At 73.3% G+C, this 22,865-nt stretch carries 22 protein-coding genes; 12 read left to right on the top strand and 10 right to left on the bottom strand.

What is annotated here, in order from left to right; translation table 11 throughout:
- Window positions 1-20: 20 nt before the first annotated feature.
- Window positions 21-851 (bottom strand): MBL fold metallo-hydrolase, encoded by an 831-nt coding sequence (locus tag Dvina_RS28575; protein WP_223092427.1) that lies wholly within the window; start codon window positions 849-851, stop codon window positions 21-23.
- Window positions 852-949: 98 nt separating this feature from the next.
- On the opposite strand from Dvina_RS28575, the gene Dvina_RS28570 reads away from it, so the two are divergent.
- Window positions 950-1,906 (top strand): quinone oxidoreductase family protein, encoded by a 957-nt coding sequence (locus Dvina_RS28570; RefSeq protein ID WP_223092426.1) that lies wholly within the window; start codon window positions 950-952, stop codon window positions 1,904-1,906.
- Here Dvina_RS28570 and Dvina_RS28565 read toward each other — a convergent pair.
- The gene (locus Dvina_RS28565; RefSeq protein ID WP_223092425.1) at window positions 1,903-2,652 is read right to left on the bottom strand and encodes an SDR family oxidoreductase; all 750 of its coding nucleotides are present in this window, start codon (window positions 2,650-2,652) and stop codon (window positions 1,903-1,905) included. The two genes, Dvina_RS28570 and Dvina_RS28565, sit on opposite strands and share 4 nt — an antisense overlap.
- A gap of 43 nt (window positions 2,653-2,695) precedes the next feature.
- Complete coding sequence (locus Dvina_RS28560) at window positions 2,696-3,808, bottom strand: helix-turn-helix transcriptional regulator (RefSeq protein ID WP_223092424.1); 1,113 nt, start codon at window positions 3,806-3,808, stop codon at window positions 2,696-2,698.
- Window positions 3,809-3,861: 53 nt separating this feature from the next.
- On the opposite strand from Dvina_RS28560, the gene Dvina_RS28555 reads away from it, so the two are divergent.
- Window positions 3,862-4,254: a VOC family protein gene (locus tag Dvina_RS28555; protein WP_223092423.1), complete on the top strand. Its 393-nt coding sequence runs from the start codon at window positions 3,862-3,864 to the stop codon at window positions 4,252-4,254.
- An 84-nt stretch (window positions 4,255-4,338) separates the two neighbouring features.
- The gene (locus Dvina_RS28550; protein ID WP_223092422.1) at window positions 4,339-4,833 is read left to right on the top strand and encodes a hypothetical protein; all 495 of its coding nucleotides are present in this window, start codon (window positions 4,339-4,341) and stop codon (window positions 4,831-4,833) included.
- On the opposite strand, the gene Dvina_RS28545 is transcribed toward Dvina_RS28550, so the two are convergent.
- Entirely contained in the window at window positions 4,824-5,798 is a 975-nt protein-coding gene (locus Dvina_RS28545) for a helix-turn-helix transcriptional regulator (protein WP_223092421.1), read from the bottom strand. The genes Dvina_RS28550 and Dvina_RS28545 overlap by 10 nt on opposite strands.
- A gap of 50 nt (window positions 5,799-5,848) precedes the next feature.
- Between Dvina_RS28545 and Dvina_RS28540 the strand changes: the two genes are divergently transcribed.
- A complete protein-coding gene (locus Dvina_RS28540) occupies window positions 5,849-6,298 on the top strand; it encodes a hypothetical protein (RefSeq protein WP_223092420.1) in 450 nt (149 codons plus the stop codon).
- On the opposite strand, the gene Dvina_RS28535 is transcribed toward Dvina_RS28540, so the two are convergent.
- Window positions 6,285-6,473, bottom strand: coding sequence for a hypothetical protein (locus tag Dvina_RS28535; protein WP_223092419.1), 189 nt, complete (start codon window positions 6,471-6,473; stop codon window positions 6,285-6,287). The genes Dvina_RS28540 and Dvina_RS28535 overlap by 14 nt on opposite strands.
- Here Dvina_RS28535 and Dvina_RS28530 point away from each other — a divergent pair.
- The 3 genes from Dvina_RS28530 (at window position 6,464) to Dvina_RS28520 (ending at window position 8,489) form a co-directional block, all read left to right on the top strand.
- On the top strand, window positions 6,464-6,898 hold the full coding sequence (locus tag Dvina_RS28530; protein WP_223092418.1) for a DUF6582 domain-containing protein: 435 nt from the start codon (window positions 6,464-6,466) through the stop codon (window positions 6,896-6,898). The genes Dvina_RS28535 and Dvina_RS28530 overlap by 10 nt on opposite strands.
- A 146-nt stretch (window positions 6,899-7,044) precedes the next feature.
- Window positions 7,045-7,614, top strand: a complete 570-nt coding sequence (locus Dvina_RS28525; RefSeq protein ID WP_223092417.1) for a hypothetical protein — start codon at window positions 7,045-7,047, stop codon at window positions 7,612-7,614.
- A 53-nt stretch (window positions 7,615-7,667) separates the two neighbouring features.
- Complete coding sequence (locus Dvina_RS28520; RefSeq protein ID WP_223092416.1) at window positions 7,668-8,489, top strand: polysaccharide deacetylase family protein; 822 nt, start codon at window positions 7,668-7,670, stop codon at window positions 8,487-8,489.
- Window positions 8,490-8,507: 18 nt separating this feature from the next.
- On the opposite strand, the gene Dvina_RS28515 is transcribed toward Dvina_RS28520, so the two are convergent.
- Window positions 8,508-9,962, bottom strand: a complete 1,455-nt coding sequence (locus Dvina_RS28515) for a serine/threonine-protein kinase (protein ID WP_223092415.1) — start codon at window positions 9,960-9,962, stop codon at window positions 8,508-8,510.
- 737 nt (window positions 9,963-10,699) lie between these two features.
- Between Dvina_RS28515 and Dvina_RS28510 the strand changes: the two genes are divergently transcribed.
- Complete coding sequence (locus Dvina_RS28510; RefSeq protein ID WP_223092414.1) at window positions 10,700-11,749, top strand: lysylphosphatidylglycerol synthase transmembrane domain-containing protein; 1,050 nt, start codon at window positions 10,700-10,702, stop codon at window positions 11,747-11,749.
- A gap of 236 nt (window positions 11,750-11,985) precedes the next feature.
- Here the strand turns inward: Dvina_RS28510 and Dvina_RS28505 are convergent, their stop codons facing one another.
- The gene (locus Dvina_RS28505; protein ID WP_223092413.1) at window positions 11,986-12,486 is read right to left on the bottom strand and encodes a hypothetical protein; all 501 of its coding nucleotides are present in this window, start codon (window positions 12,484-12,486) and stop codon (window positions 11,986-11,988) included.
- Window positions 12,487-13,529: 1,043 nt separating this feature from the next.
- Here Dvina_RS28505 and Dvina_RS28500 point away from each other — a divergent pair.
- Window positions 13,530-14,120: a class I SAM-dependent methyltransferase gene (locus Dvina_RS28500; protein ID WP_223092412.1), complete on the top strand. Its 591-nt coding sequence runs from the start codon at window positions 13,530-13,532 to the stop codon at window positions 14,118-14,120.
- On the opposite strand, the gene Dvina_RS28495 is transcribed toward Dvina_RS28500, so the two are convergent.
- Together Dvina_RS28495 and Dvina_RS28490 are read right to left on the bottom strand one after the other, a co-directional pair.
- On the bottom strand, window positions 14,107-15,345 hold the full coding sequence (locus Dvina_RS28495; protein WP_223092411.1) for a hypothetical protein: 1,239 nt from the start codon (window positions 15,343-15,345) through the stop codon (window positions 14,107-14,109). The two genes, Dvina_RS28500 and Dvina_RS28495, sit on opposite strands and share 14 nt — an antisense overlap.
- Window positions 15,345-15,944, bottom strand: a complete 600-nt coding sequence (locus Dvina_RS28490; RefSeq protein ID WP_223092410.1) for an RNA polymerase sigma factor — start codon at window positions 15,942-15,944, stop codon at window positions 15,345-15,347. The genes Dvina_RS28495 and Dvina_RS28490 overlap by 1 nt, the downstream gene beginning before the upstream one ends.
- A gap of 861 nt (window positions 15,945-16,805) precedes the next feature.
- On the opposite strand from Dvina_RS28490, the gene Dvina_RS28485 reads away from it, so the two are divergent.
- A complete protein-coding gene (locus Dvina_RS28485) occupies window positions 16,806-17,648 on the top strand; it encodes a septum formation family protein (protein WP_223092409.1) in 843 nt (280 codons plus the stop codon).
- 450 nt (window positions 17,649-18,098) lie between these two features.
- On the opposite strand, the gene Dvina_RS28480 is transcribed toward Dvina_RS28485, so the two are convergent.
- Entirely contained in the window at window positions 18,099-18,731 is a 633-nt protein-coding gene (locus Dvina_RS28480; protein WP_223092408.1) for a class I SAM-dependent methyltransferase, read from the bottom strand.
- Between the two features lie 151 nt (window positions 18,732-18,882).
- Here Dvina_RS28480 and Dvina_RS28475 point away from each other — a divergent pair, with 151 nt between their 5' ends.
- Entirely contained in the window at window positions 18,883-19,350 is a 468-nt protein-coding gene (locus Dvina_RS28475; RefSeq protein WP_223092407.1) for a class I SAM-dependent methyltransferase, read from the top strand.
- 379 nt (window positions 19,351-19,729) lie between these two features.
- Window positions 19,730-22,786, top strand: a complete 3,057-nt coding sequence (locus Dvina_RS28470; RefSeq protein ID WP_246655377.1) for an ExeM/NucH family extracellular endonuclease — start codon at window positions 19,730-19,732, stop codon at window positions 22,784-22,786.
- Window positions 22,787-22,865: the final 79 nt, after the last annotated feature.

The following is a 22,865-nucleotide window of genomic DNA, read 5'->3' as shown; positions in this document are numbered from 1 at the left end:
CCGCAGCGGCCGCGCCGCCGTCAGGTGGCGGTGATCGGGGCCGAGCCGGCCACCCGGCCGGCCGGGGCGAGGTCGACCGTCTCCCCGCGCAGGATCGGCGTCACCGCGGCGTCGGTGCGGGCGGTGACGTCCGCCGCGAGGAAGTTCGACAGCGGGTCGCGGAACACGCCGTAGTCGTCGTAGTGGATCGGGATGATCCGCCGGGGCCGGATGAGGTTCGCCAGCTGCAGGCCGTCGCGGGCGTCCATCGTCACCAGCAGGCCGAGGACGCGGGTGCCGCCGAGGTGCAGCAGCATCGTGTCGACGCCGGGGAAGCGGCTCGGGATGTCGCGCAGGACGTGCCGGTTGAACCGGGTGTCGCCGCTGATGTACAGCCGCAGCCGGCGGACGCCGTCGACCTCCCAGTCCAGGATCGACCCCATCGTGGTCGGCATCGCCAGATGCGGCCCGGTCGGCCCGTGCCGCGCCGGGACCGACGTCACCCTCAGGGTCTCGGCGGCGTGGTGCAGTACGACGTCATCCCAGGCTCGCAGGCCGACGGCGTCGTCGAAGTGCCATTTGCGCAGCCGGCGGGCCGCCGGGACGGTCGTGAGCACGGGGACGTCGCGCGGCAGGTGACGGCGGGCCACCCGGTCGAAGTGGTCGCCGTGCAGGTGCGACAGCACGATCCCGTCGAGCCGCGGCAGGTCGGCCGGGCCGAGCGCGGGCTCGGTGAGCCGCCGGCTCCACAGCCCGTGCCCCAGGTAGGCCCGCTGCCCGCGGTGCAGGAAGTTGGGGTCGGTGAGCAGCGTGAACGCGCCGAGCCGCAGCAGGACTGTCGCCGTGCCGATGAACGTGGCCGAGGTCTCCATGGTCGGCCCCTCTACCCCGTCGCCGCGGGATCACGCGCCTTGACGAGACGTACGGTGTACGTCTAGCGTTCGACGTACACCGTACGTTAGGAGTGAGGATGCACGCGGCGGTACTGCACGAGGTCGGCGGCACGCCCCGGTTCCAGGAGTTCCCGGACCCGGTCGCCCGCGACGGGGAGATCGTGGTCAAGGTCAGGGCCGTGGCCGTCGAGAACGTCGACCGGGCGATCGTGGCCGGCACGCACTACACGGCGGCGCGCTACCTCGCGACGCTGCCGATGATCCCGTGCTTCGACGGGATCGGGGAGCTGCCGGACGGGCGGCTCGTCGGGTTCGGCAACCTGCGGCCGCCCTACGGCGCGCTCGCCGAGCTGGCGGTCGTGCCGGCCGACGGCTATGCCCCGATCCCCGACGGGTTCGACCCGGCCACGGCCACGGTGCTCGGCAGCGCGATCACCGGCATGGCGATGCAGACGGCGGGCGGCCTGGCGCCGGGTGAGACGGTGCTCATCCAGGGCGCCACGGGGGTGGCCGGCCGGCTGGCCGTCCAGGTCGCCCGCCTGCTCGGCGCGGGGCGCATCGTCGCCACCGGCCGCGACGACGCGCAGCTGGCCGCGGTCGCCGAGCTGGGCGCGGACACGGTCATCAGCACCGCCGTGTCCGACGACGAGCTGGTGGCGGCGTACCGGGACGCGCGCGGTGACGGCTACGACGTCGTCCTGGACTACCTCTGGGGCCGCCCGACCGAGATCCTGCTGCGCGCGCTGACCCCCGACTCGTTCGGCTTCCACAAGCCGACCCGGATGGTGCAGGCCGGCGAGTCCGCGGGCCCGGCGCTCGGCCTGCGCGCGGAAGCGCTGCGCACCTCCGGCGTCGAGCTGTGCGGCGCGGCCCGCGGCCTGCGCGACCGGATCGGCGAGGCCTACGCGCAGGTCCTCGCCTGGGCCCGCTCCGGCGAGCTGCGCTTCGCGCTGGAGCGGGTGGCGCTCGGCGACATCGAGGCCGCCTGGCGGCGGACCGACCTGCAGGGCCGCCGCCTCGTGGTGGTGCCCTAGGCCCCGTAGCCGCTCAGCACGGCGAGGACCTCCCGGTAGCGGCCTTCCGCGACGGCGTTGCGCAGGAACTTCACCCGCTCGACCAGGATCTGCTCGGCCTTCGGGTCGGCCTCCAGAAGCGCCATGACCTCGTCGAGGTACTCGTCAAGCGCCATCGCGTGCGGATCGTCCTGCTGGTGCATGAGGGTGGTGCGCACCGCCGGCGGGACGAGCTCGACGACCTGGACGGTGCTGCCGGACAGCTGGACCCGCAGGCTCTCCGTGTAGGAGTGGACGGCCGCCTTCGTCGCGCTGTACGTCGGGGTCAACGGCAGCGGGACATAGGCCAGGCCGGACGTCACCGTCATGATCGTCGCCTCCGGCCGGGCCAGCAGGCCGGGCAGGAACGCGCTGATGAGCCGGACCGGGCCGAGCAGGTTGACGGTCACGGTCCGCTCCGCGACGTCGAGGGCGGCCGGGTCGCGCACGTCTTCGGGCTCCATGATGCCGGCCATCGTGATGAGCGTGTCAAGGGCCGGGTAGCGCTCGGCCAACTCGTCGCGGGCGGCGGCGATCGACGCCGGGTCCGCGGTGTCGACGGCGACCGTGGCGATGCCGGGGTGCTCGGTGCGGATGCGGGCCAGGAGCTCGGTGCGCCGGCCGCCGGCGATGACGGTGTTGCCCCTGGCGTGCAGGCGCAGGGCGAGCCCGAGGCCGATGCCGGAGGTCGCGCCGGGGATGAAGACGGTGTTGCCGCTGATGTTCATCACCGCAGCGTCATCCAGGCGGCGCCGGGCAACCAGGTCAGGCTCAGCCGGGGATCGCCGGTCCCCGGCTATCGGGCGGCCGGGCGGCGGCCGCGGCCCGCAGGCGGTCGGCGAGGGCGGCGACGTGCTCGCGCAGCTCGTCCGGGCGCTCCACGGCGAACGGCCGGTCCAGCGTGGCGAGCAGGCCCGGCAGCCAGTCGAGCCGCTCCACGTTCAGGTCCGCCCGCCGCCACCCGCCGGCCGCCTCCGCCGCGATCGTGGCCAGGCCGGCGGGCAGCCGCGTGCGGATGTGCGCCTCCGTCGCCTGGATCCAGACCGTCACCCGATACCGGTACGGCGCCCCGGCCAGCCCCCGCAGCACCCGGTCGGCGGGGTCGGACCCGGCGGGCGGCGCGAACGTGCCGGGCAGCGTCCGGGCGTCGGCGATGCGGTCGAGCCGGAACGTGCGCTCCTCGCCGATGGCCGGCTCCACGGCCGTCACGTACCAGCGGCCGGCGTGGACGACGAGGCCGTACGGGTGCACGGTGCGGGCGCTTGTCCGCCCGTCGCGGCCCGAGTACCGCAGGGCGACGGGCCGGTGGTGGTGGACCGCGTCGGCGATCGTGAGCAGCACGGCGCCGGTGGCCGCGGAGGCTGAGGGGTGTGCGGCCGGCGGGTCGGCGAGTGCCGGCACGGAGCTGGATTCGCCCCGGTCGGATCGGCCTGCGTCGGATCGGCCCCGGTCCGGTTTGTCCGATTGTGCTGGAGCCGTGGCCGGTGGCGCCGTGAAGGTCAGCGAGGCGAGGACGGTGTCGAGGCGGCGGGCGAGGTGGCCCGGCAGCACCCGGCGGATCTTGGCCAGGGCCGTCTCGCTCGCGGTGGCGCCGGCGTCGAGCAGCCCGCTGCGCGTGGCCGCGACCAGGCCCAGCAGCACGGCCAGGGCCTCGTCGTCGCTGAGCATGAGCGGCGGCATCCGATACCCGGGGCCGAGCCGGTATCCGCCGTAGCGCCCCCGCACGGACTCGACCGGGATGTCCAGGTCGATGAGGTGCTCGACGTAGCGCCGCACGGTCCGCTCGTCGACGCCGAGCCGGTCGGCCAGCTCGGCCAGGGTGCGCAGCCCGCCGGACTGCAGCAGCTCCAGCAGCATCAGCACGCGCGCGGCGGGTCTCGACATTGCTCATGTATACCGGGCGGAATCTGTCCAGTATTCGATTTAGCGTCGACGGCATGGACTTCATCTCGATTCGCCTGATCACCGTCGACGTCGACCGTCTTGCCGCCTTCTACGCGACCCTGGCGCAGACCGACGCGGTCCGGCCGACAGCCGACTTCGCCGAGATCCGCACGCCCCGCGGCACCATCGCGATCGCCCACGCCCGGACCGTGCCGTTCCTGACCCCGGCCCCGAACGGCTCGGTGATCGTGGAGTTTCTGGCCGCCGACGTGGACGCGGTGTTCCGGCGGCTGACCGGCGCGGCGCCCGCCGGCGGCCCGGACGTCGTGCAGGAGCCGACGACCATGCCGTGGGGCAACCGCTCCCTGCTGCTGCGCGACCCCGACGGCAACCTGGTGAACGTCTTCACCCCGGTGACGCCCGCCGCGATCGCCAAGTTCGCCTGAGCGCGACAGCCGTGGGTGCACCGCCCCGGACCCGGCCGCGCACCGGGCCGGACGCCCGGCGGCGGCCGCTCTAGAATCCGTCGCGTGCGACTCCTCCCGGCGGTGCCGGCGGCCGATGCGGTGCCGGCCGTGGCGGCCGTCCTGATGCTCGCCGCCGGAGCCGGGGAGCTCGCCGCCCTCGCCGCGGCCCGCGGCCGGGTCGAGGCCGGGCCCACTGTCGGCGACGTGTTCGACGCGGCGGCCGCCGGCTACCAGGTGCACCGCCTGGCCTGGCTGGTGACGGTGCTGGGGGCGGCCGGGGTCGTCTACGGGCTGCGGGCGCTGCCGCCGTGGTGCTGGCTGCTGTGGACGGCCGTCGTGGTGCGCATCGGCTTCGCGCTCGCCACACCGGCCGAGGCGCTGCCGGGCCAGCAGCGGTTCTACTCGGTGTCGCAGGCGGCGAGTGCGACCGACCGGCACCAGGCGCTGCAGGCCCTCGACGCCATCGTCCCCGTGGCCGTCGACGGCCTCGGGATCGCGCTGCTCGCCGCGGCCGTCGCCGGGCACCTCTACGCAGTCCGGCGCCGCGCTCAGGCGTAGAGCGCGGCCATCGCCGCGATCGTCGCGACCATGTGGGCGACAAGCTCCGGCGGCGCCACGACCCGGACCTCGGGGCCGAGGCGCAGCAGCCCCGCGGCCGCGTTGGCCAGTGACTCCAGGGGGACGGACGCCTCCCGCCAGCCGTCCGCCATGGGCTCGGTCATCGTGGCTTGGGCCAGGCGGGCGGCGCGCGGGCCGAGGACGTCCGGCAGGGCGGCGGCGCCCGCGGGGGAGAGCCGCACGAGCGCGGTCGCCGTTTCCGAGGCGCTCTCATACCGGGAGACCTGCTCGCGCCAGTGCGCCGCGAGGTCGAAGCCGGGCGGGCGGGTGAACGTGTCGGGCAGGGTGCGCACGGTGCGGATGGCGGCGACCCGGTACGTGTGCGGGTCGCCCTGGCCCGCCGCGATCAGATACCAGACGCCGGCCTTCAGGACCAGGCCCAGCGGGCGCAGGCGGCGGGTCACCTCGCCGGGGGCGGGGAACCAGCGGCGGTACCGGATCTCGATGCGCCGGTCCTGCCACAGCGCCTCGGCCACGGCGAGCAGGTGCGGGACCGGCTCGGGCGCGCTGTACCAGCCGGGCGCGTCGAGGTGGAAGCGCTGGCGGATGCGCAGGGAGGCGTCGCGGTACGGCGTCGGCAGGGCGGCCATCAGCTTCAGCTCGGCCGCGGCCACCTGCGCGCCGAGGCCGAGCTCGCCCGCCGGGCCGCGCAGACCGGTCAGGAACAGCGACTCGGCCTCGTCGGCGGTCAGGCCCGTCAACCTCGTCCGGTACCCGTCCATCAGCGCGTATCCGCCCGCCGGACCCTGCTCGGCGTAGATCGGCACACCGGCCGCCGCGAGGGCGTCGACGTCCCGGTAGACCGTCCGCGCGGTGACCCCCAGCTCCGCCGCCAGCCGGGCCGCGCTCATCCGGCCGTGGTTCTGCAACAGCAGCAGGAGGGACACCAGCCGGCTCGCACGCACCGGCAGAGTCTGACAGAAGATGTCAGGGGTACCGTCGCAGGCTCTAGCGCATGAACGACTTCGACTTTCTGTTCGGCTCCTGGCACGTCGAGAACCGCCGGCTGCGCACGCTGTTCGCGGGGAGCGACGACTGGTACTCGTTCCCCGGCGCGTGCACGGCCCGCCCGATCCTCGGCGGCACCGGCAACATCGACGAGATCGACTTCCCGACCCAGGGCTTCAGCGGCTTCACCGTGCGCCTGTTCGACAGGGACCGGTCGACGTGGTCGATCTTCTGGGCCTCCAGCCGCACCGGCACCCTGGAGCCGCCGGTCGTCGGCACCTTCCGCGACGGCCGCGGCGACTTCTACGGCGACGACACCTTCGCCGGGCGCCCCATCCGCGCCCACTTCATCTGGTCCCACATCACCGCGACCTCGGCCCGCTGGGAGCAGGAGTTCTCCGCCGACGGCGGGGCGACGTGGGAGTCGAACTGGGTCATGGAGCTCACCCGCCGCTGAGCCCGGCCCGCTCGCCGGCGCTCATGCACGGGGCGCCGGCGCTCAGGCCCTCCTCCGGGCGGGCCGGGCGGCCGGTGCCCGGGGCGGCGGTGATCGCCGCGTCCGCGGGCGAGGTGGCGGTGGCCGCCGCGGAATAGTCGCCGCGGCATCGGGTAAGCGGGACATATGGCAGCAACCAGGAAGCGCTCCGGCACCCTTGACGCCGCCGAGCGCAACGCGATGTCCGACCGCACCTTCGCCTTCCCGCGGCTGCGCAAGGAGCCGCTCAACGACGCCTCCCACGTGCGCAACGCGATCGCCCGCTTCGACCAGGTCCGCGACGCCAGCGACGCGGAGCGCGACGAGGCGTTCAAGCGCATCAAGCGGGCCGCGAAACGGCACGGCGTGGAGATGACCGAGACCAGCTGGCGGGAGCTCGGCAAGCCGACGCGCACCATGAAGTCCTCCGACAAGCCGCGCACCGCCACCAAGTCGGTGCGCAGCCGCCCGACGGTCGACCGCTCCCGCGACGAGCTCTACGCCGAGGCGAAGCGCCGCAACATCCGGGGCCGCTCCGCGATGACCAAGGCCGAGCTGGTGCAGGCGCTCGGGAGCCGCTGAGGCGGCGCGCCCCGGATCGTCATCGTCGGCGCGGGCGTCCCGACGTCGGTCTGGGCCCGGTCCGCGGGCCGGCCGTGCCCCCGCAGACCGCGGCCCACCATCCCGGGTGAGGCCCGGCCTGACCCCGGGTGGTTAGCGTCGGTGGTATGTCGACCACCGCCACCACCCTCGCCGCCATCGTCATCGTGCTGGTCGTCGTCGCCGCGGTGGCGACGGCGGTGGCCCGGCACCGCCGCACGCAGGCACTGCGGCAGCGGTTCGGCCCCGAGTACGACCGGACGATCACGGAGCAGCCCAACCGGCGCAAGGCCGAACGCAACCTCCGGCATCGCGAGCAGCGCCACGACGAGCTGACGCTGCGGGAGCTCGACCCGAACCAGCGCGAGCAGTACGCCGCCGAGTGGCAGCAGACGCAGGCCCACTTCGCCGAGGCCCCGCGCGCCGCCACCCGCGAGGCCGACGAGCTCGTCACCCGGGTCATGGTCGATCGCGGCTACCCCGTCGAGGACTTCGACACCCGCGCCGAGGACCTGAGCGTCGAGCACGCGCAGACCATCGGTCACTACCGCGAGGCCCACGAGATCAGCCGGTACAACGAGCGCGGCCTGGCCTCCACGGAGCAGCTGCGCCAGGCGCTCATGCACTACCGGGCCCTGTTCGCCGAACTCCTGGGCGACCCGCGGGGCGGCGGGCGCCCGGCCACCGGCGTGGGCTGAACCTCTTGTAGAGTGGCGGCGATTTCGCGCGACACCTACCGTGGAGTTCATCCGTGCCCTGGCGCCGCACAGCCGTATTCGCGTTGGCCGTCCTGGTGCTGGCGCTCGGCGGCAGCAGCGGGGTGGCGTCGCGCCCGGCGGGTGCGCTCAGCTCGGTCCCGCTGGCCGTCCGCCACGACACCGCGTCCGCCTCGTCACCGTCGCCTTCCTCGGCACCCGCTGCGTCGGCCTCCGCCTCGGCCCCGGCACCCGCCGCGACCCCCGGCACCGGCCCGGCCGGCTCGCTGCGGACCACCGGCTCGTCGGCTGTCGCGCTGACCTTCGACGACGGCCCGTGGGACGACACGCCGGCGGTGCTGGATCTGCTGGCCCAGTACCACGTCAAAGCGACGTTCTGCATGGTCGGCCACCAGGTCGCCGCGCGCGCCGCCCTGGTGCAGCGCATGGTCGCCGAGGGACACACCCTGTGCAACCACACCTGGACCCACGACGAGATGCTCCCGAGCCGCCCCGCCGAGCGCATCCGCAGCGAGCTCCAGCGCACCAACGACGCCATCCACGCGGCCGTTCCCGGCGCCCCGATCTGCTACTACCGCGCCCCCGGCGGCAACTTCGCCCCGCACGTGGTGAACATGGCCGCGGGCATGGGCATGACCTCGATCTACTGGACCGTGGACCCCCAGGACTGGCGCGGCCCCGGCGTCCAGTCGATCATCCACAACGTCCTGACGAACACCCGACCGGGCTCGATAGTCCTCCTCCACGACGGCGCCGGCCCCCAGACGGTCGCCGCGCTGCGAACCATCCTCCCCGACCTGACCAGCCGCTTCACCCTCATCGCCCTGCCGATCACCGATCCGCCCGGCCACGCCTGACGGTGGGCGGCGCGCCGGTCAGCCGGTGGTGGCCGCGGTCGGGGTGCCGTTGCTGCAGGTGACGGTGACCGTCACCCGGGTGTTGCCGTGGCGGAAGGTGACGGTGGCCGAGGAGGCCGGGCCGGGCTGCTGGTCGTCGACCTTGTACGGCCGCGTCGGGGACGAGGACGTGACGTGGGCCTGGTCGTCGGCCGTGCACTCGGCCGTGACGGTGCCGCCCTCGGAGCTGAACGTCTGCGTCCCCGAGCCGCCCGCCGGCGGCGCTGTCGTCGTCGGGTCGGCGGCCCGGGTGGTGGCCGTCGTGGCGGTCGGGCCCGGGGCGGCCGTTGTCGTGGTCGGGTTGCCGGCGGGCAGGACGGGGGACAGGCCGGTCGGCGGGGTGCCGCCGCCCGGGCCCGGGGCCACCGTGACGGTGCCGGTGGCGGCCGGCTGGGCCGCCGCGCCCGTCGGGTTGGCGGCGGCGGTGCCGTCGGCGCTCGGGCGGGAGCCGGCCTCGGGCTGGGCGGCGTGGTTGCCGGGGGCAGTGGCCAGCGCCCAGGCCAGGACCGTGGCGGCGGTGCCCCCGCCGACGGCGGCAGCGGTCACGACCAGGGCCCGGCGCAGGCGGGACGGCTGGCGGTGCACCAGCGGGGTGGCGCCGAGGGCCGTGGCCACCTCCTCGGCCGTCGGGCGCGAGCCGGGATGCTTGGCCAGGCAGCGGCGGACCACCTCGCCGACCTCGGGCGGCACCCCGGCAATGGGCGGGAGGGGCGCGGCCACGCGGTTGAGGTGGGCGTCGAAGATCCCGCCCTCGCCGTCGACGGGCCACGGGAGGGTGCCGGCAAGCAGTTTGAAGAGCAGGACGCCCAGGGAGTACACGTCCGAGGCGGGCGTGACCGGCCCTTCCGCGGTCAGCCGCTCCGGGGCCAGGTAATGCGGGGTGCCGAACAGCGGGCGCCCGGACGCGTCGGTGTCGTTCAGCGCGATGGGGCCCGCCGCGGCGGCGATGCCGAAGTCGACGAGTTTGGCGCCGGACGGGGCGAGGATGACGTTCGCCGGCTTGACGTCGAGGTGGACCAGGTCGATGGCGTGCGCGGCGGCCAGGCCGGCGGCGATCTCGGCGCAGACGGTCAGGGCCTCGGACGGCAGGACCGGCCCGGACTTCATCCGCTGGGCCAGGGTGGGGCCGGGGACGAGCTCCATCACCACGTAGGGGACCGGGGCGCCGTCCTCCTCCGCCTCGCCGAAGTCATACACCTGGGCGACGTTCGGGTGCGAGAGGGCGGCCGCGGCCCGCGCCTCCTTGCGGATGCGGCGCCGGGAGCGCTCGTCGGCCGCGTACCGGCCGGAGAGCAGCTTGACCGCGACCGCGCGGCCGAGGACACCGTCGTGTGCCTGCCACACCACCGACATGCCGCCGACACCGAGGATGTCGTCGAGGCGGTATCGCCCGCCCAGAACCTGGGCCTCGCCGCCGGGTTCGCTCACGTCCACCGCCAGCACGGTACACATCGATATCGGATCTTTTCCAACCGGACAGCAACCGGCCGTCACGTGTTGGTCGCGAAAGCCGTCTGACGAAACCCGCCGGACCGGACCGCCGGCCCGGCCGGAGCCGTATTTTGCACCGGCCTGAGCCAGATTCGCACCGGCCTGAGCCGGATTCCGCACCGGCCTAAGCCGGATTCCGCACCGGCCGGTGCGGATTCGCTTGGCCCGACGATGCTCGATCGCCGCGGCGGCCGGACCGGATCGCTGGGCCCGACGACGCCTGATCGCCGCGCTGGCCGGTGCCGTCTTGCTGGGTCGGCGTCGGAGTGCTGTTCCGGCTCGTGCCGGATTGCCGCGCCGGCCGGTGCCGGATTGCCGGGTCGGCGGTGCCTGATCGCTGGGTCGGTCGGTGCTGCATTGCCGGGTCACGTCCGCGCCGGCCGGTGCCGGATTGCTGAGTCGGCGGTGCCTGATCGCTGGGTCGGTCGGTGCTGCATTGCCGGGTCACGTCCGCGCCGGCCGGTGCCGGATTGCTGAGTCGGCGGTGCCCGATCGTTGGGGCGGCCGGCGTTGGATTGCTGGGGCGGTCGGCGTTGGATCGCTGGGTCGGCCGGTGCTGGATTGCTGGATTGCGTTTGCCGTATGTCGGCAATCCGGTAATTCGCTGATCAGCGGGTTGAGACGCCTACCACGCCGTCGAGGTGCGGACGCGCGCGGGCGGGTTTGGGATGATCGGACGCATGTCCGCGCCCTCGCCCGAGCTCGCGCCACCGGCCGTGCCGCGCCGGCGCCGCCGGTGGGTGCGACTCGCGGTGGTCGGCGTAATCGTCCTGGCGCTCTCCGTAATCGGCCTGCGTGGGCGGCTCCCGGCGCCGCAGGACATCCTCGGGGCGCTGGCCGGTGCGAACTACGGCTGGATCCTGCTGGCCGCGGTCCTGCAGGCGGTGTCGATCGAGGCGTTCGCACTGCAGCAGCGGCGCCTGCTCAACAGCCTCGGCGCCCACCTCACGCGTGGCCACATCATGGCCATCACGCTCGCCGGGACCGCGCTGTCGATCTCCATGCCGGCCGGTCCGGCGGTGTCCACGGCGTTCACGATCCGTGAGTACCAGCGCGGGGGCGCGACCCGGGAGGCGTCCGCGGCCTCGGCGATCGTGTCCGGGCTGGCCTCGATCGGGGGACTGGGCCTGCTGTTCGCGGGCGGCGGCCTGGCGCTGCTGACCCGCTCGTCGGACGATCTGCTGACCTGGCGGCCACTCGCCGTGGTCGCGGGCATGACCGCCGTGACCGTCGCCGCCATCCTGGTCGGCCGTCGCCTTGCCCGCCGCCCGGCCGCCACCGGCCCAGCGAAAGACACCGGCAAGCGGGTGACGGTGGCGTTACAGTCCGTGCTGCGCGCGGGTCGCGACGCCTGGCGCGCCGGGGCCGAACTGCGGGCCGGTGACTGGGTGTTTGCGCTCGTGTACGCGACGGCGAAGTGGCTGACCGACCTCCTCTGCCTGGTCGCGGTGGCCGAGGCGCTGCATCTGCCGGTCGGGGTGGCCGCGATGGCCGGGATCTACCTGAGCGTGCAGATCGTACGGCAGGTGCCGCTGACGCCGGGCGGGGTCGGCGTCGTCGAGACCGCGCTCGTGGCCGGGCTGACGACCGCCGGGGCCACGGTGGCCGGGGCGACGGCGGCGGTCCTGACCTATCGCGTGCTCTCCACCTGGATCCTCATCCCGATCGGAGGCATCGCGGCCGTGGCGCTACGCCGCGACCGCGACCGCTCCGCACCGCCGGTGACGTGAGCGCCGCTCCGTTCAGCCGGTGCGTGCGTGTGGTTGCGCGCTGTCGGTGCGCTACGCCGTGAACGTGACCGCTCGGCACCGCCCGCGACGTGAGCGCCGCATCGCCCGCGACGTGAGTCCGCGACGTGAGCGCGGGGTCGGTCGTCGGGTGCGTAGGTGCGGCTGTGCGTCGTCGGGTGCGATAACCCGCCAACGTGACCCATTCCGCGCCGTCGGTGACGTGAGCGCCGCGCCGGTCAGTCGGTGCGTGGGTGTGATGGCGCGCCGTCGGGGCGGTCGGGACGGCGGCTGGGCAGGGTGCGCACGGCGAGGATGAGGCACTGCCCGGCCAGGGCCGCGATCCCGAGGTAGAGGCCCCAGGTGACGTCCTGGTAGAGGCCGTCGATGTCGACCCGCACCAGGTTGTCCCGAACGATCTCGCCGACCTCCGGGTCGTCGGGGCCGGCGGCGAACCAGCCGAGGCCGCCGTGCGCACTCGTCTGGTCGTGCAGGCCCGGGATGCCCTGCCACTGCCAGACGACAATGCCCAGCGCCACCGCGGTTGCAGCGAGTGCTGGGTCGGTCACCCAGCGTCGGTCGGAGCGGGCGGCGGCGGCGACGGCCGCGACCACCGCCAGCCCCACGGCAATCGCCCACCAAGTCGACGCCTGCCAGGCGTTCGCGGTGTCGTACTCCGTGTGCTCGCCGACCTTGTCGCCCACTGCGGTGGCGGTCCAGAACCACGGGATGAGGCTCACTGAGAGTACGATGCCTCCACTCACTGTCATCGCGATCCGGCCAGGTCGGTACATGCCGGACAGGGTAGCGGCTCCGGGGCGACCGCGGTGGGCTCCGGAGCGGCCGCGAGGGCATCGATACGGCGAAGGACGAGCACCGCGAGCACTGCGGCTGCGGTGAGGAGGAGGGCACCCAGCGTGAAACCGAGCGCGGAGCTGGCATTGAGCGCCGCCGGGGTCGTGGCGGTGCCGGTGCGCTCACCAGCCGCGGTGCCGAGTGCGGGCCAGCCCGGGGACGCGCCGGGCCGCCGGGAGCCGTTCAGCACCCCCGATGCGGTGCCCGTCTCGTGGGCGGCGACGCCACGGGTGCCGACGCCGTGGGTCGCGACGCCGTGGGTGGCGACCCGACGACCTGTCGGGCAGGACCGCCGTTCCAGCGAGTGTGGTGAGCGTGACCGGGGACGTCCACGGATGACGATCCGTCCGCCCAACCTCGAAGACAAGCGTCGACATGCCCGCGGTGGCTAGGATGGCGCCGAGCGCGTGAGGAATGTTCGTATGAGTGCGGACAGATAGTTGTGGCATCATGCACGCCCGCAAGCTGCTCCTGCCCCGCACCGAAGCCTGCGGCGCGCAGCCACTGCGGGCGGCCACCGACCCGGCTCCGGCGTGCGCTGGCGGTCCTGCGGCCGGCCGTCCACTCACGGAAACAGAGCCGGACGGAGGCCTGCTTCAGGCGGCGAGGAGCGATGGCATAGGCCTGCTTCAGGCAGCGGGGAGTGATGGCATAGGCCGGCGTCGGGCAGGCTGCGGCGCGCAGGAGTCGGTCGACGTCTTCCGGCACCTCTGGTGCTACATCGTCGGCGAGGTCATGGTGCGCGCCCGCTCTGCCGGCCGGCCCGCCGACGACGGTGGAGACGGATGTCCTCGACGGTGTCCGGCCGGTTCGCGTGGCCGGCAGCGGAGCTGTCGAACCTGGCTGCGATCGGTGACGACTGGCCCCGCAGCGCCGTCCGGGACATCTACCGTGAGGGCCTCCGCGTATTTGTGAGGAGCCTGCTGCCGTGAGTGCCGACTACTGGAACGGCCCCGGGGCCACCAAGACGTTCACGCATCCGCTGCGGATCGAGTGGCTGCCGGCGGGGGCGCGGGTGTTCGATTACGGGTGCGGGTACGGCCGCACCATGGCCGCGCTCGCCGACGCCGGGTTCAGCGACGTCGCCGGGGCCGACATCTCGGCCGCGCTGCTCGAACGCGGGCGGGCACTGCGCCCGGACCTGACGTTCACGCTGATCCGGCAGCCACCGTACGTGCCGGTCGAGACGGGGTCGGTGGACGTGGTGCTGCTGTTCGCGGTCCTCACCTGCGTCCCGGGGCGCGAGGACCAGCGGGCGCTTGTCGCCGAGGCCGGGCGGGTGCTGCGCCCGGGCGGTCTGCTGTACGTGAGCGACCTGCTCCGGCACGGCGACCCCGCCCGCTACGACGCGGACGGGGTCTTCACCACGAGTGACGGTGCTGTCTGCCGCCACCACGATCGGCCCTACCTGCGCGGGCTCCTCCAGGACTTCGATACTGTGCGCGAGGAGGAGCTCACCGTCACGACCATGAACGGCAATGAAGCCCGTGGGGTGCAGCTGCTGGTCAGGAAGCGATGACCTCGTACGTGTACAGGTACTGCATCTGGATCGACATCGACTGACGGCCTGGACCGTAGCTGTAGGTGCCCGAGCTCCGCGGCGGCACACTCGACACGCCGGCGCTCGGCCCGGGCGGACCGCTCGGCCCCATCGAGCCGCTCGGCACCGCCGAACCGCTCGGCGCCACCGAGCCGCTCGACATCGCTGAACCGCTCGGCACTACCGAACCGCTCGGCCACGCCGACCCCGTCACGATCGGCCCCGCCGAGAGGGTCACGACCGGCCCAGGTGAGAAGCTGCCCGCCGGCGACGGGCTCGTGAGGCTCGGGCCGCCGGACAGGAACGCGCGCCCGACGACGCGGGCCGTCCGCGGGTCGAACAGCACGAGCCGGCCGGTACCGCCGCCCAGGCTCCCGACGCCGAGCAGCCGCTGCCCGCCGAGCGTGACCTCGTGCCCGAAGGCGTAGCGGGCGGTGCGGGCGAGCATCTTCAGCAGCGCGGCCCGCACGCCGCTGGGCAGGAGCGGATCGACCCGGACCATGAACCCGGTCACCTGGCTCCACAGGGCCTCGGCCGCCGCCGCATCGGTGGGCGCGACAAAGCCGAGCTCCCGCATGAGTACGTCCGGGTTGCTGGACAGCCCGCCCAGCCACTCCGGCGTGGGATGGTCCGGCCCGGCCCCGTTCGCGGCGAAGTCGGCCCGCTCCTGCGCGGTGCGTTGCTTGCCGTCGGCGTTCAGCGAGTCGGTGCCGTTGCCGTCGAGCCGTCTGAGGGTGATCAGGCCCTGGACCTCGAACCAGACGTCGAGCACCTGCCGTGACGCGGGGCTCGCACTCGGACCGCCGACGGACAGGCCGGTGATCTCAATGTGCTGGTGCAGCTGATCGGTCGGGGCGGCCTTGACCGGCCTGGTCCCGGCGGCGGCCCGCTCCAGCTCGGCCAGCGCGCCGGCCGGGTCGACCGGCCGGCCGAGTGCCACCGTGCCCGCCACGATCAGCCCCGGCTGGTTGGCACCGCCGCCCGGGTTCACCGCCACCGCCACCGCGGTGACGACGGCGAGCGCGGCGGCGGCGGTCGCGACGGGGGCGAGCCACGCGCGGCGGGTCCGTGGTGGCCGGGCGGAGACGGCCCCGTTGACGCCGGTGACGACCCGGCGCCGGAGCGTAGCCAGGTCCTCGGGCGACGACGCGGTCCGCGGCTCGGTCAGCGCACGCAACTCGTGCACGTCGATGTCGTCGATCATCACAGCTCCCCCTCGGCACTGGGCATGATGCGGGCCGGCGCCGGGCGCAGCGGGCCGCCGGTGAGCGCGGCGCGGAGTTTTGTCCGCGCCCGGAACAGCGCGGACTGCACGGACCCGAGCGGGATCCCGAGCGTGCGCGCGATGGTGTCGTAGTCGAGGTCGGCCAGGGCGTAGAGCAGGAGGACGTCGCGCTGGCGGGCCGGCAGCCGGGCCAGTACCCCCGCCAGGTCTCTTCGCGCTGTTGAGGCGTCGGCCCGGGCAATGGCGCGGTCGGCGACGTCGGGCACCAGCGGGTCCTGCCCGGTCCGGGCGAGCGTCCGCAGCGCGCGGGTCTCGGTGCGCCGGTGGCGGCGCAGGAGGTTGGAGGCGATCCCGTACAGCCACGCCCGCACCGGCCCGTCGTGCAGCCGGTCGCGGCGCTGGTACGCGATGAGGAACGTCTCGGCGACGATGTCCTCGGCGAGACCGGCCCCGACCCGGCTCGCGCAGTAGTGCCGCAGCTCCGCGCCGTAACGGTCGAACAGCTGGCCGACATCCGGCAGTCCATCGACCGGCACCTCTCCGGTCAGCTGCGTGACGATCTCAGCACGCGGGGTCATGCCCTGCGTCGACGGCGTAATCGGGGCCGGCCGTGGTCCCTTGTCGCCGTCTACCGAGGCCGGTGCCGATGGCCGGGCTGGTTCCGGTTCCGGTCTGGATCTCGTCCGCGTCCCCGTCCCTGTCAGCGGCGGCGGCGTCGCGGCGTCGGCTGGTGGTGTTGCGGCGCGGGCTGGTGGTGTTGCGGCGCCGGTCGGCGGTTTCATGGCGTCGGCTGACGGTACTGCGGCTGGTCGGAGTGGATCGTCGGTCGGCCCGTGGATGAGCCGCAGGGTGGCCGGGATCGGCGGTGTTGCGGCCGTGACCGTCGCGGTCTCGCCTCGCGGCGGTCCTACAGCGCTTGCGGCTCGTGCGCGTGGTGGCGCGGTGTCCGTCGACAGAGATGGGGACGGGGGAGACGCGGTCGGAGGTGAGGCGGTCGACCGGCGGCGGCTCGTCTCTGCCGGGTCGGCCATGTTGTGCAACATACCGATGACTGCCCGCACACCCCCGCCGTGTTCCCGCGACTTTCATCGCGCTGCGGCAATGCGTGACCGCGCTGCGACTGCGGCGGCGTGTGCTGCCGGCGGACGTCGACGGACGTCGACGCCATCGTGCTTGCGTCGGTCTTCTTCGATCGCGGTGCGACGATGGGTCAACGCGCGGCAGCAATGTGTGACTGCGCTGCGACTATGGGGACGTGCGCTGGTAGCGGGCGTCGACGGAGATCGCATTATCGTGTTCGGTCCGGTCGTCTCGGATTGCGCTGCGGTGATGTGGGACCGCGCTGCGACATTGGTGGCCGAGGTTGGCGCGATGGTGCTCGTCACGGTTGTCGGTGATCGCGGTGCGACGATGGGTGAGCGCGCTGCGACAATGGCGGGGTGCGCTGGGGGCGGACGTTGGCGAAGGTCGGCGCGATCGTGGTCGCTGCGGTCGTCGCGGTGCTGGTGCTGCTTGCGCTGCGGCCCGCGGACGGGGGGTCGGAGGCTGGGCCGGCGGCGGGGGAGTGCTGGGCCGGGGTTGACCCGGTTCGTGTGGCCTGCACCGAGCCACACCGTCTCGAGACGGTCGCCGTGGGTGAGGTTGGCAGCGTCCTGGCCGGTCGGGCCGAGCCGCCGGCGCGGTCCGAGCTGGGTGCCGAGTACGCCGAGTGCGGACGCACCGCCGAGCGTTACCTCGGTGCGGACTGGCGCACCCTGCACGTCCAGCTGATCATCACCGCCCCGCCACGTGAGCAATGGCAGCAGGGGCGGCGGTGGTACCGCTGCGACGCCATCACCCTGGGTGACGAACTCGACCCCGTCGCCGATCGGCGCGGCTCGATGCGCGGTAACCCCGACGGCTCGGGGCCGGCGCCGGACCTCCAGCTGGGCTGCGCGACTCACGTCGTGGTGCTGAACGCGTTCATCGGCACCCGACGGCTGCCGTGCACCGACCCGCACGACATGGAGTTCGTCGGCATCGCCGAGTCCGACTGGCCCGACTTCCCGGCCACGGCCGACGCCGTCTCGGGTGCGTTCGCCGTCGAGTGCAAGGCCCGGGCCCAGACCTACACGGCAATGCCCGCCGACCTGCTTGACCAGCGTCACGTCACCATCACCGCCCGCCCGACCGGCGACGCGACGGCCTGGCCGGGCGGCGAGCACAGCGCCCGCTGCTGGGTTCTCCTCGACCACCCGATCACGACGAGCCTCTACGGCCTCGGTGACCTTCCGACATCCTGAGACAACCGTCGACATCGACCAAAACTGAGATAACCGTCGACATCGACGAAAATCACGTTAGCCGGTCCAGCTGCCAACCCGCCGCGACCGGGATCTCCGGCGGCTGCGGCGGAGACCGGGCCAACCCACGGACGATCCGGTGGCGGCAGAGGCGTTGCCGGGCTGGGCGGCGGACCGGTTGACCCCCAAGTTGCGTGTCCGGGTGGCGGGCGGGTTGAGCCTTGAGTTGTGTGCCTGGGTGGCGGGCGGGTTGAGCCTTGAGTTGTGTGCCTGGGTGGCGGACGGGTTGGCCCCTGAGTTGCCGGCCTGGGTGGCGGATGGGCCAGGCACCTAGACGAGCGTGGTGGCTCAGGTGGCTGTGGTCCGGTGCGTGGATCGGCGGGACGCGGGCAGCGGGTGGCCGCCCCGTGGCGGGTCGAGAGTTCTGGCGTCGTTGGTGGTGGGGGAACCTCAGCCGGCGGGCGGTTTGCGGGCGTGCAGGCGTTCGATCGAGCCCGCCTTGCGCCGTTCGTGCTCGACAATCTCGAAGCCGGCGGCCCGCACCAGGGGCAGTGAGCGGCGCGTGAAGTGCTCGCCCGCCGAGCGGATCGTGAAGCGCTCCAGGAGCCACTGCGCCGCGTAGATGGGTGGCCAGGTGCTGCCGACGTGGTCGAGCAGCAGCAGGCGGCCGCCGGGTCGCAGGACCCGGTGCATCTCGGCGAGCGCCGCGGCCGGGCGGGGGATTGCGCAGAGCGACAGGGCACAGACGACCGTGTCGAACGTACCGCCGCCGAAGTCGAGCTGTTCGGCGTCGCCCTCGTGGAGCTCGGCCGCGCACCCGAGCGAGAGGGCGCGGCGCCGGGCGACGGCCAGCATGGCGGGGCTCAGCTCGACGCCGGTGAGGTCCGTGCCGGGGGCGTAGTGGGGCAGGTTGCGGCCGGTGCCGATGGCGACCTCGAGCACCCGTCCGCGCGCGCGGGACGTCAGCCACTCCCGGCCGCCGGTGAACCAGATGCGCTCCAGGAGCTGGATCTGCCGGTCGTACTCGGGCGCCTGGCGGTCCCAGACCCGGCGCACCTTCGCGGTCTCCTCGGCCTCGCTCATCGGTGCCCATGGTAACGGCACGTGATGGCGAATTCGGTGACGATCGGTGCGTGGGCGGGCGGCTGCCCCCGGCGGGCCTGGCATCGGCAATTGGCGCGTGTCGAAGGAGCCGCGCTCGTACTCTCTGATGGTGAGCGATGGCAATGACGCCGTGAAGGTGCGAGCAACGTTCGACGAGGACGCTGTGCGGTATGACCGCGCCCGCCCGCGGTACCCGGCGCAGATGTTCGATGATCTCGCTGCGGGCGGGGTGGTGCCCGGGGCCGGCGTGCTGGAGATCGGCTGTGGCACCGGGCAGGCGACGGTGTCGCTGGCCGAGCGGGGCTACCGCGTCGTGGCTGTCGAGCTGGGCGCGGAGCTGGCGGCGGTGGCTCGGCGAAGTCTTGCCCGGTTCGACGCGGTGGAGGTCGTGACGGGGGCGTTCGAGGCGTGGCCGTTGCCCGGCGAGCCGTTCGACGTGGTGTTCGCCGCTACCGCGTTTCACTGGATCGACCCCGCGGTGCGGGTGTCGAAGTCCGCTGACGCTCTGCGCCCGGGTGGGCTGCTGGCCACCGTCGCAACCCACCACATTGCCGGTGGTACCTGGACCGAGCTGAGGATCCGCCAGCGGGTCCGGTGAATCGCTTACCGCCCGGGTGCACCGGCGCGCCCGGCGCTCGTCACGGCAAGTGCGTCCCGCGCCCTGTGGTGCGAAACGGCGGAAATGGACGTACCAAAACATCGGCGTGTTTTGATGAAATGGGCGCCGACGGATTTTCCTGTCGCATTGCTGACGGGGTGACCGACCCCTATATCCAGCCCTATCATCGCCCGATCGCGCGTGGATCTGCCATAGGGTTTACACGCCGTTCAGCCTTCGTCTGCCGGCAGTCGCAGTCGGGCGCCTAGCGTCCCAAGGTCGGCCCGCGGGCCGGCGGAAATTGTCACCGACCACCTGGAGGTCCGGGTCTATGTCCCGTGCGCTCGTCCGGCGGGTCTCCGTCGCATTATCCCTGTCCATGGCGTGCCTGGCTCTCCCGTTCCTCGCCACTGCGGCGTCCGCCAACCCGGCGGGCACCGGCCTGGTGATCAGTGAGGCCTACGTCAACGGCGGCTCGTCGGGTGCGAGCTACTCGAACAAGTTCATCGAGCTGTACAACCCGACCGCGAGCCCGATCGCGCTGAGTGGGGACACGCTGCAGTACCGGGCGCCCACGAGCACCGTCGTGCCCAGCGGTGCGCAGGTGTTCACGCTGACCGGGACGGTGGCCGCGCACGGTCACTTCCTGATCATGCTGCCGGGCAACGGGGCGAGCACCAACCCGGGTGCGCCGCTGCCGACGCCCGACCTGAACACCGGCACCAGCGTCAACCCGGGCGCGGGCGGCGGCACGCTGTTCATCGCCGCGAGCGCCACGGGCGTGCTGCCGACCGACCCGTCGGTCATCGACAAGATCGGCTGGGGCACCAGCAACTCCCCCGAGGGGGCCGCCGCGACCGGGAACTCGCTGGTGCTCAGCTACCAGCGCGACGCGGCCGGCGCGGACACCGACAGCAACGCCGCCGACTTCCACACGGCGACGCCGGCACCGCAGAACGCGGCGTCGGACGGGGGCACGAGCTCGCTCGCGGTGACGAACCCGGGGCCGCAGACCGCGACCGTGGGCACCGCGATCGCGCCCGTGACGCTGGCGGCCTCGGGGGGCGGCTCGCCGTACACCTGGACGGCCTCCGGTCTGCCGAGTGGGCTGGCGATCTCTGCGGCCGGCGTGATCACCGGCACGCCCAGCGCGGCGGGCACCTCGTCGGTGACGGTCACCGTGACCGACAACGGCGGGGCGAGCGCCGCGGCGACGTTCACCTACACGGTGAACGCCGCGGCCGAGGTCCTCGCCATCGCCGCGATCCAGGGCACCGGCACTGACACCTCGCCCTACAGCGGGAAGTCCGTGACGACCGAGGGCGTGGTGACGGCGGTCTACACGACCGGCGGCTTCAACGGCTTCTTCCTGGAGACCGGCGGGGCGGGCGGCACCGAGGCCGAGGACCTGACGCCGGGCGCGTCCGACGCGATATTCGTGTTCGGGTCGGTCTCGGCCGCGCAGGTGGGCATCGGCGACAGCGTGCGGGTCAGCGGTACCGTCGCGGAGTTCCAGGGCGAGACCGAGATCACCGCACCGTCGGTGACAAAGCTGGCCGCGCCGCTGCCGGCCGTCAAGGCGGGCACGATCCCGTGGACGAGCCTGGACACCGACGCGGAGAAGGAGGCCCACGAGGGTGAGCTGATCGCGCCGCAGGGCACGTTCACCGTCGCGGACAACTACGACGCGAACTGGTACGGCTCCTTCACCCTCGCCGCCGGCGACGCGCCCCTGCGCCAGCCGACGGACGCGGGCCGCCCGGGCAGCCCCGAGGCGCAGGCCGTGGTGGCCGACAACGCGGCCCGGTCGGTGACCCTCGACGACGGTGCGAGCGTCAACTACAGCTCGGCCGCCAACGCCGGCACGCCACTGCCGTGGTTCACGCCGGCCAACGCGGTGAGCATCGGGTCGAAGGTCACGTTCCACCAGCCGGTGATCCTGGAGTACCGCTTCTCGCTCTGGAACTTCCAGCCGACGAAGCAGGTCACCGACGACGGGGCGGCCGTCGCCACGTTCAGCGACACCCGCACGGCCAACGCGCAGCCCGCCGACGTCGGCGGCAACCTGCGCCTGGCCACGTTCAACGTCGAGAACTACTTCCCGATGACGGGCGAGCGGTACGTCGCGGCCGGGCTCGGCACCTGCACCTGGTACGACGACCGGGCCGGCAACCACGTCACCGTGCGCAGTTGCACCGGTCCGAACAACGCCGCGGGTCCGCGCGGTGCCGCGAACGACGCCAGCTTCCAGCGGCAGCAGGCGAAGATCGTGACCGGCATCAACCGGCTCGGGGCGAGCATCGTGTCGCTGGAAGAGGTCGAGAACTCGGCGAAGTTCGGCGAGGCCCGGGACACGGCCCTCGCCCAGCTCGTCGACGCGCTCAACGCGGCGGCCGGCGCGAACGTGTGGGCGTACGTGCCCTCACCGGGCGCCGACAAGCTCCCGGCACTGTCCGACGAGGACGTCATCCGCTCGGCGTTCATTTACAAGCCGGCGGACGTGGCCCTGGTCGGGGCGTCGACGATCCTGTTGACGTCCTCGGCGCCGGGCCAGCCGTTCTCGATCGCCCGCGAGCCGCTGGCGCAGGGCTTCAAGAAGGCGGGCGCCCAGGACGCCGACGCGTTCCTGGTCGTCACGAACCACTGGAAGTCCAAGGGCGCCGGTGACCCGCTGTATGACGGTGACGCCCCGGACACGTCCTCGCCCGCGAACAACCAGGGCTCGTTCAACGCGACCCGGGTCCGCGAGGCGCAGGACACCGTGGCGTTCGCGAACACCGCGGCGTCCGTGATCGGCACCAACCGCATCTTCCTGGTCGGCGACCTCAACTCGTACACCCAGGAGGACCCGCTGCAGGTGCTCTACCAGGCCGGCTACACCGACCTGGGCTCGACCCTGGACCCGTCGGAGTCGACGTACTCGTTCGACGGGCTGCAGGGCTCGCTGGATCACGTCCTGGCCAACGCGGGCGCGCGCGCCCTCGTGACCGGGGCCGACGTCTGGCAGATCAACGCGCAGGAGGCGATCGCGTACGCCTACAGCCGGTACAACTACAACGTCACCCAGCTGTTCAACGGCGCGGACCCGTTCGCGGCGTCGGACCACGACCCGGTCGTCGTCGGGCTCAACGCCCCGGTGACGCCGATCGTGCCGGCGTGGAACTCGTCGAAGGTGTACCTCGCCGGCGACAAGGTTTCGTTCAACGGCTCGGTGTGGCAGGCGTCGTGGTGGACGCAGAACCAGGTTCCGGGCGACCCGTACGGCCCGTGGCAGCAGATCGCCACGACCCCGGACGGCACCGCGCTCTGGACCGCGTCGCGCATCTTCACGGCCGGTGACGTTGTCGTGTACCAGAACAAGAAGTACGTCGCCAAGTGGTGGACGCGCAACCAGACCCCCGGTGACCCGTGGGGACCCTGGCAGCCGGTCGCCTGATCGCCGGTAGTCCGCGGGGCCGCTCTTCGTCCGGAGGGCGGCCCCGTCCGCGTCATCAGGGCGCGGGACCGGCGGTCCG

The organism is Dactylosporangium vinaceum (genome assembly GCF_019904175.1).
Lineage (GTDB): Bacteria > Actinomycetota > Actinomycetes > Mycobacteriales > Micromonosporaceae > Dactylosporangium > Dactylosporangium vinaceum.
The sequence above is the reverse complement of the archived record's forward strand: the minus strand, read 5'-3'. Positions and strand labels throughout refer to the sequence as shown.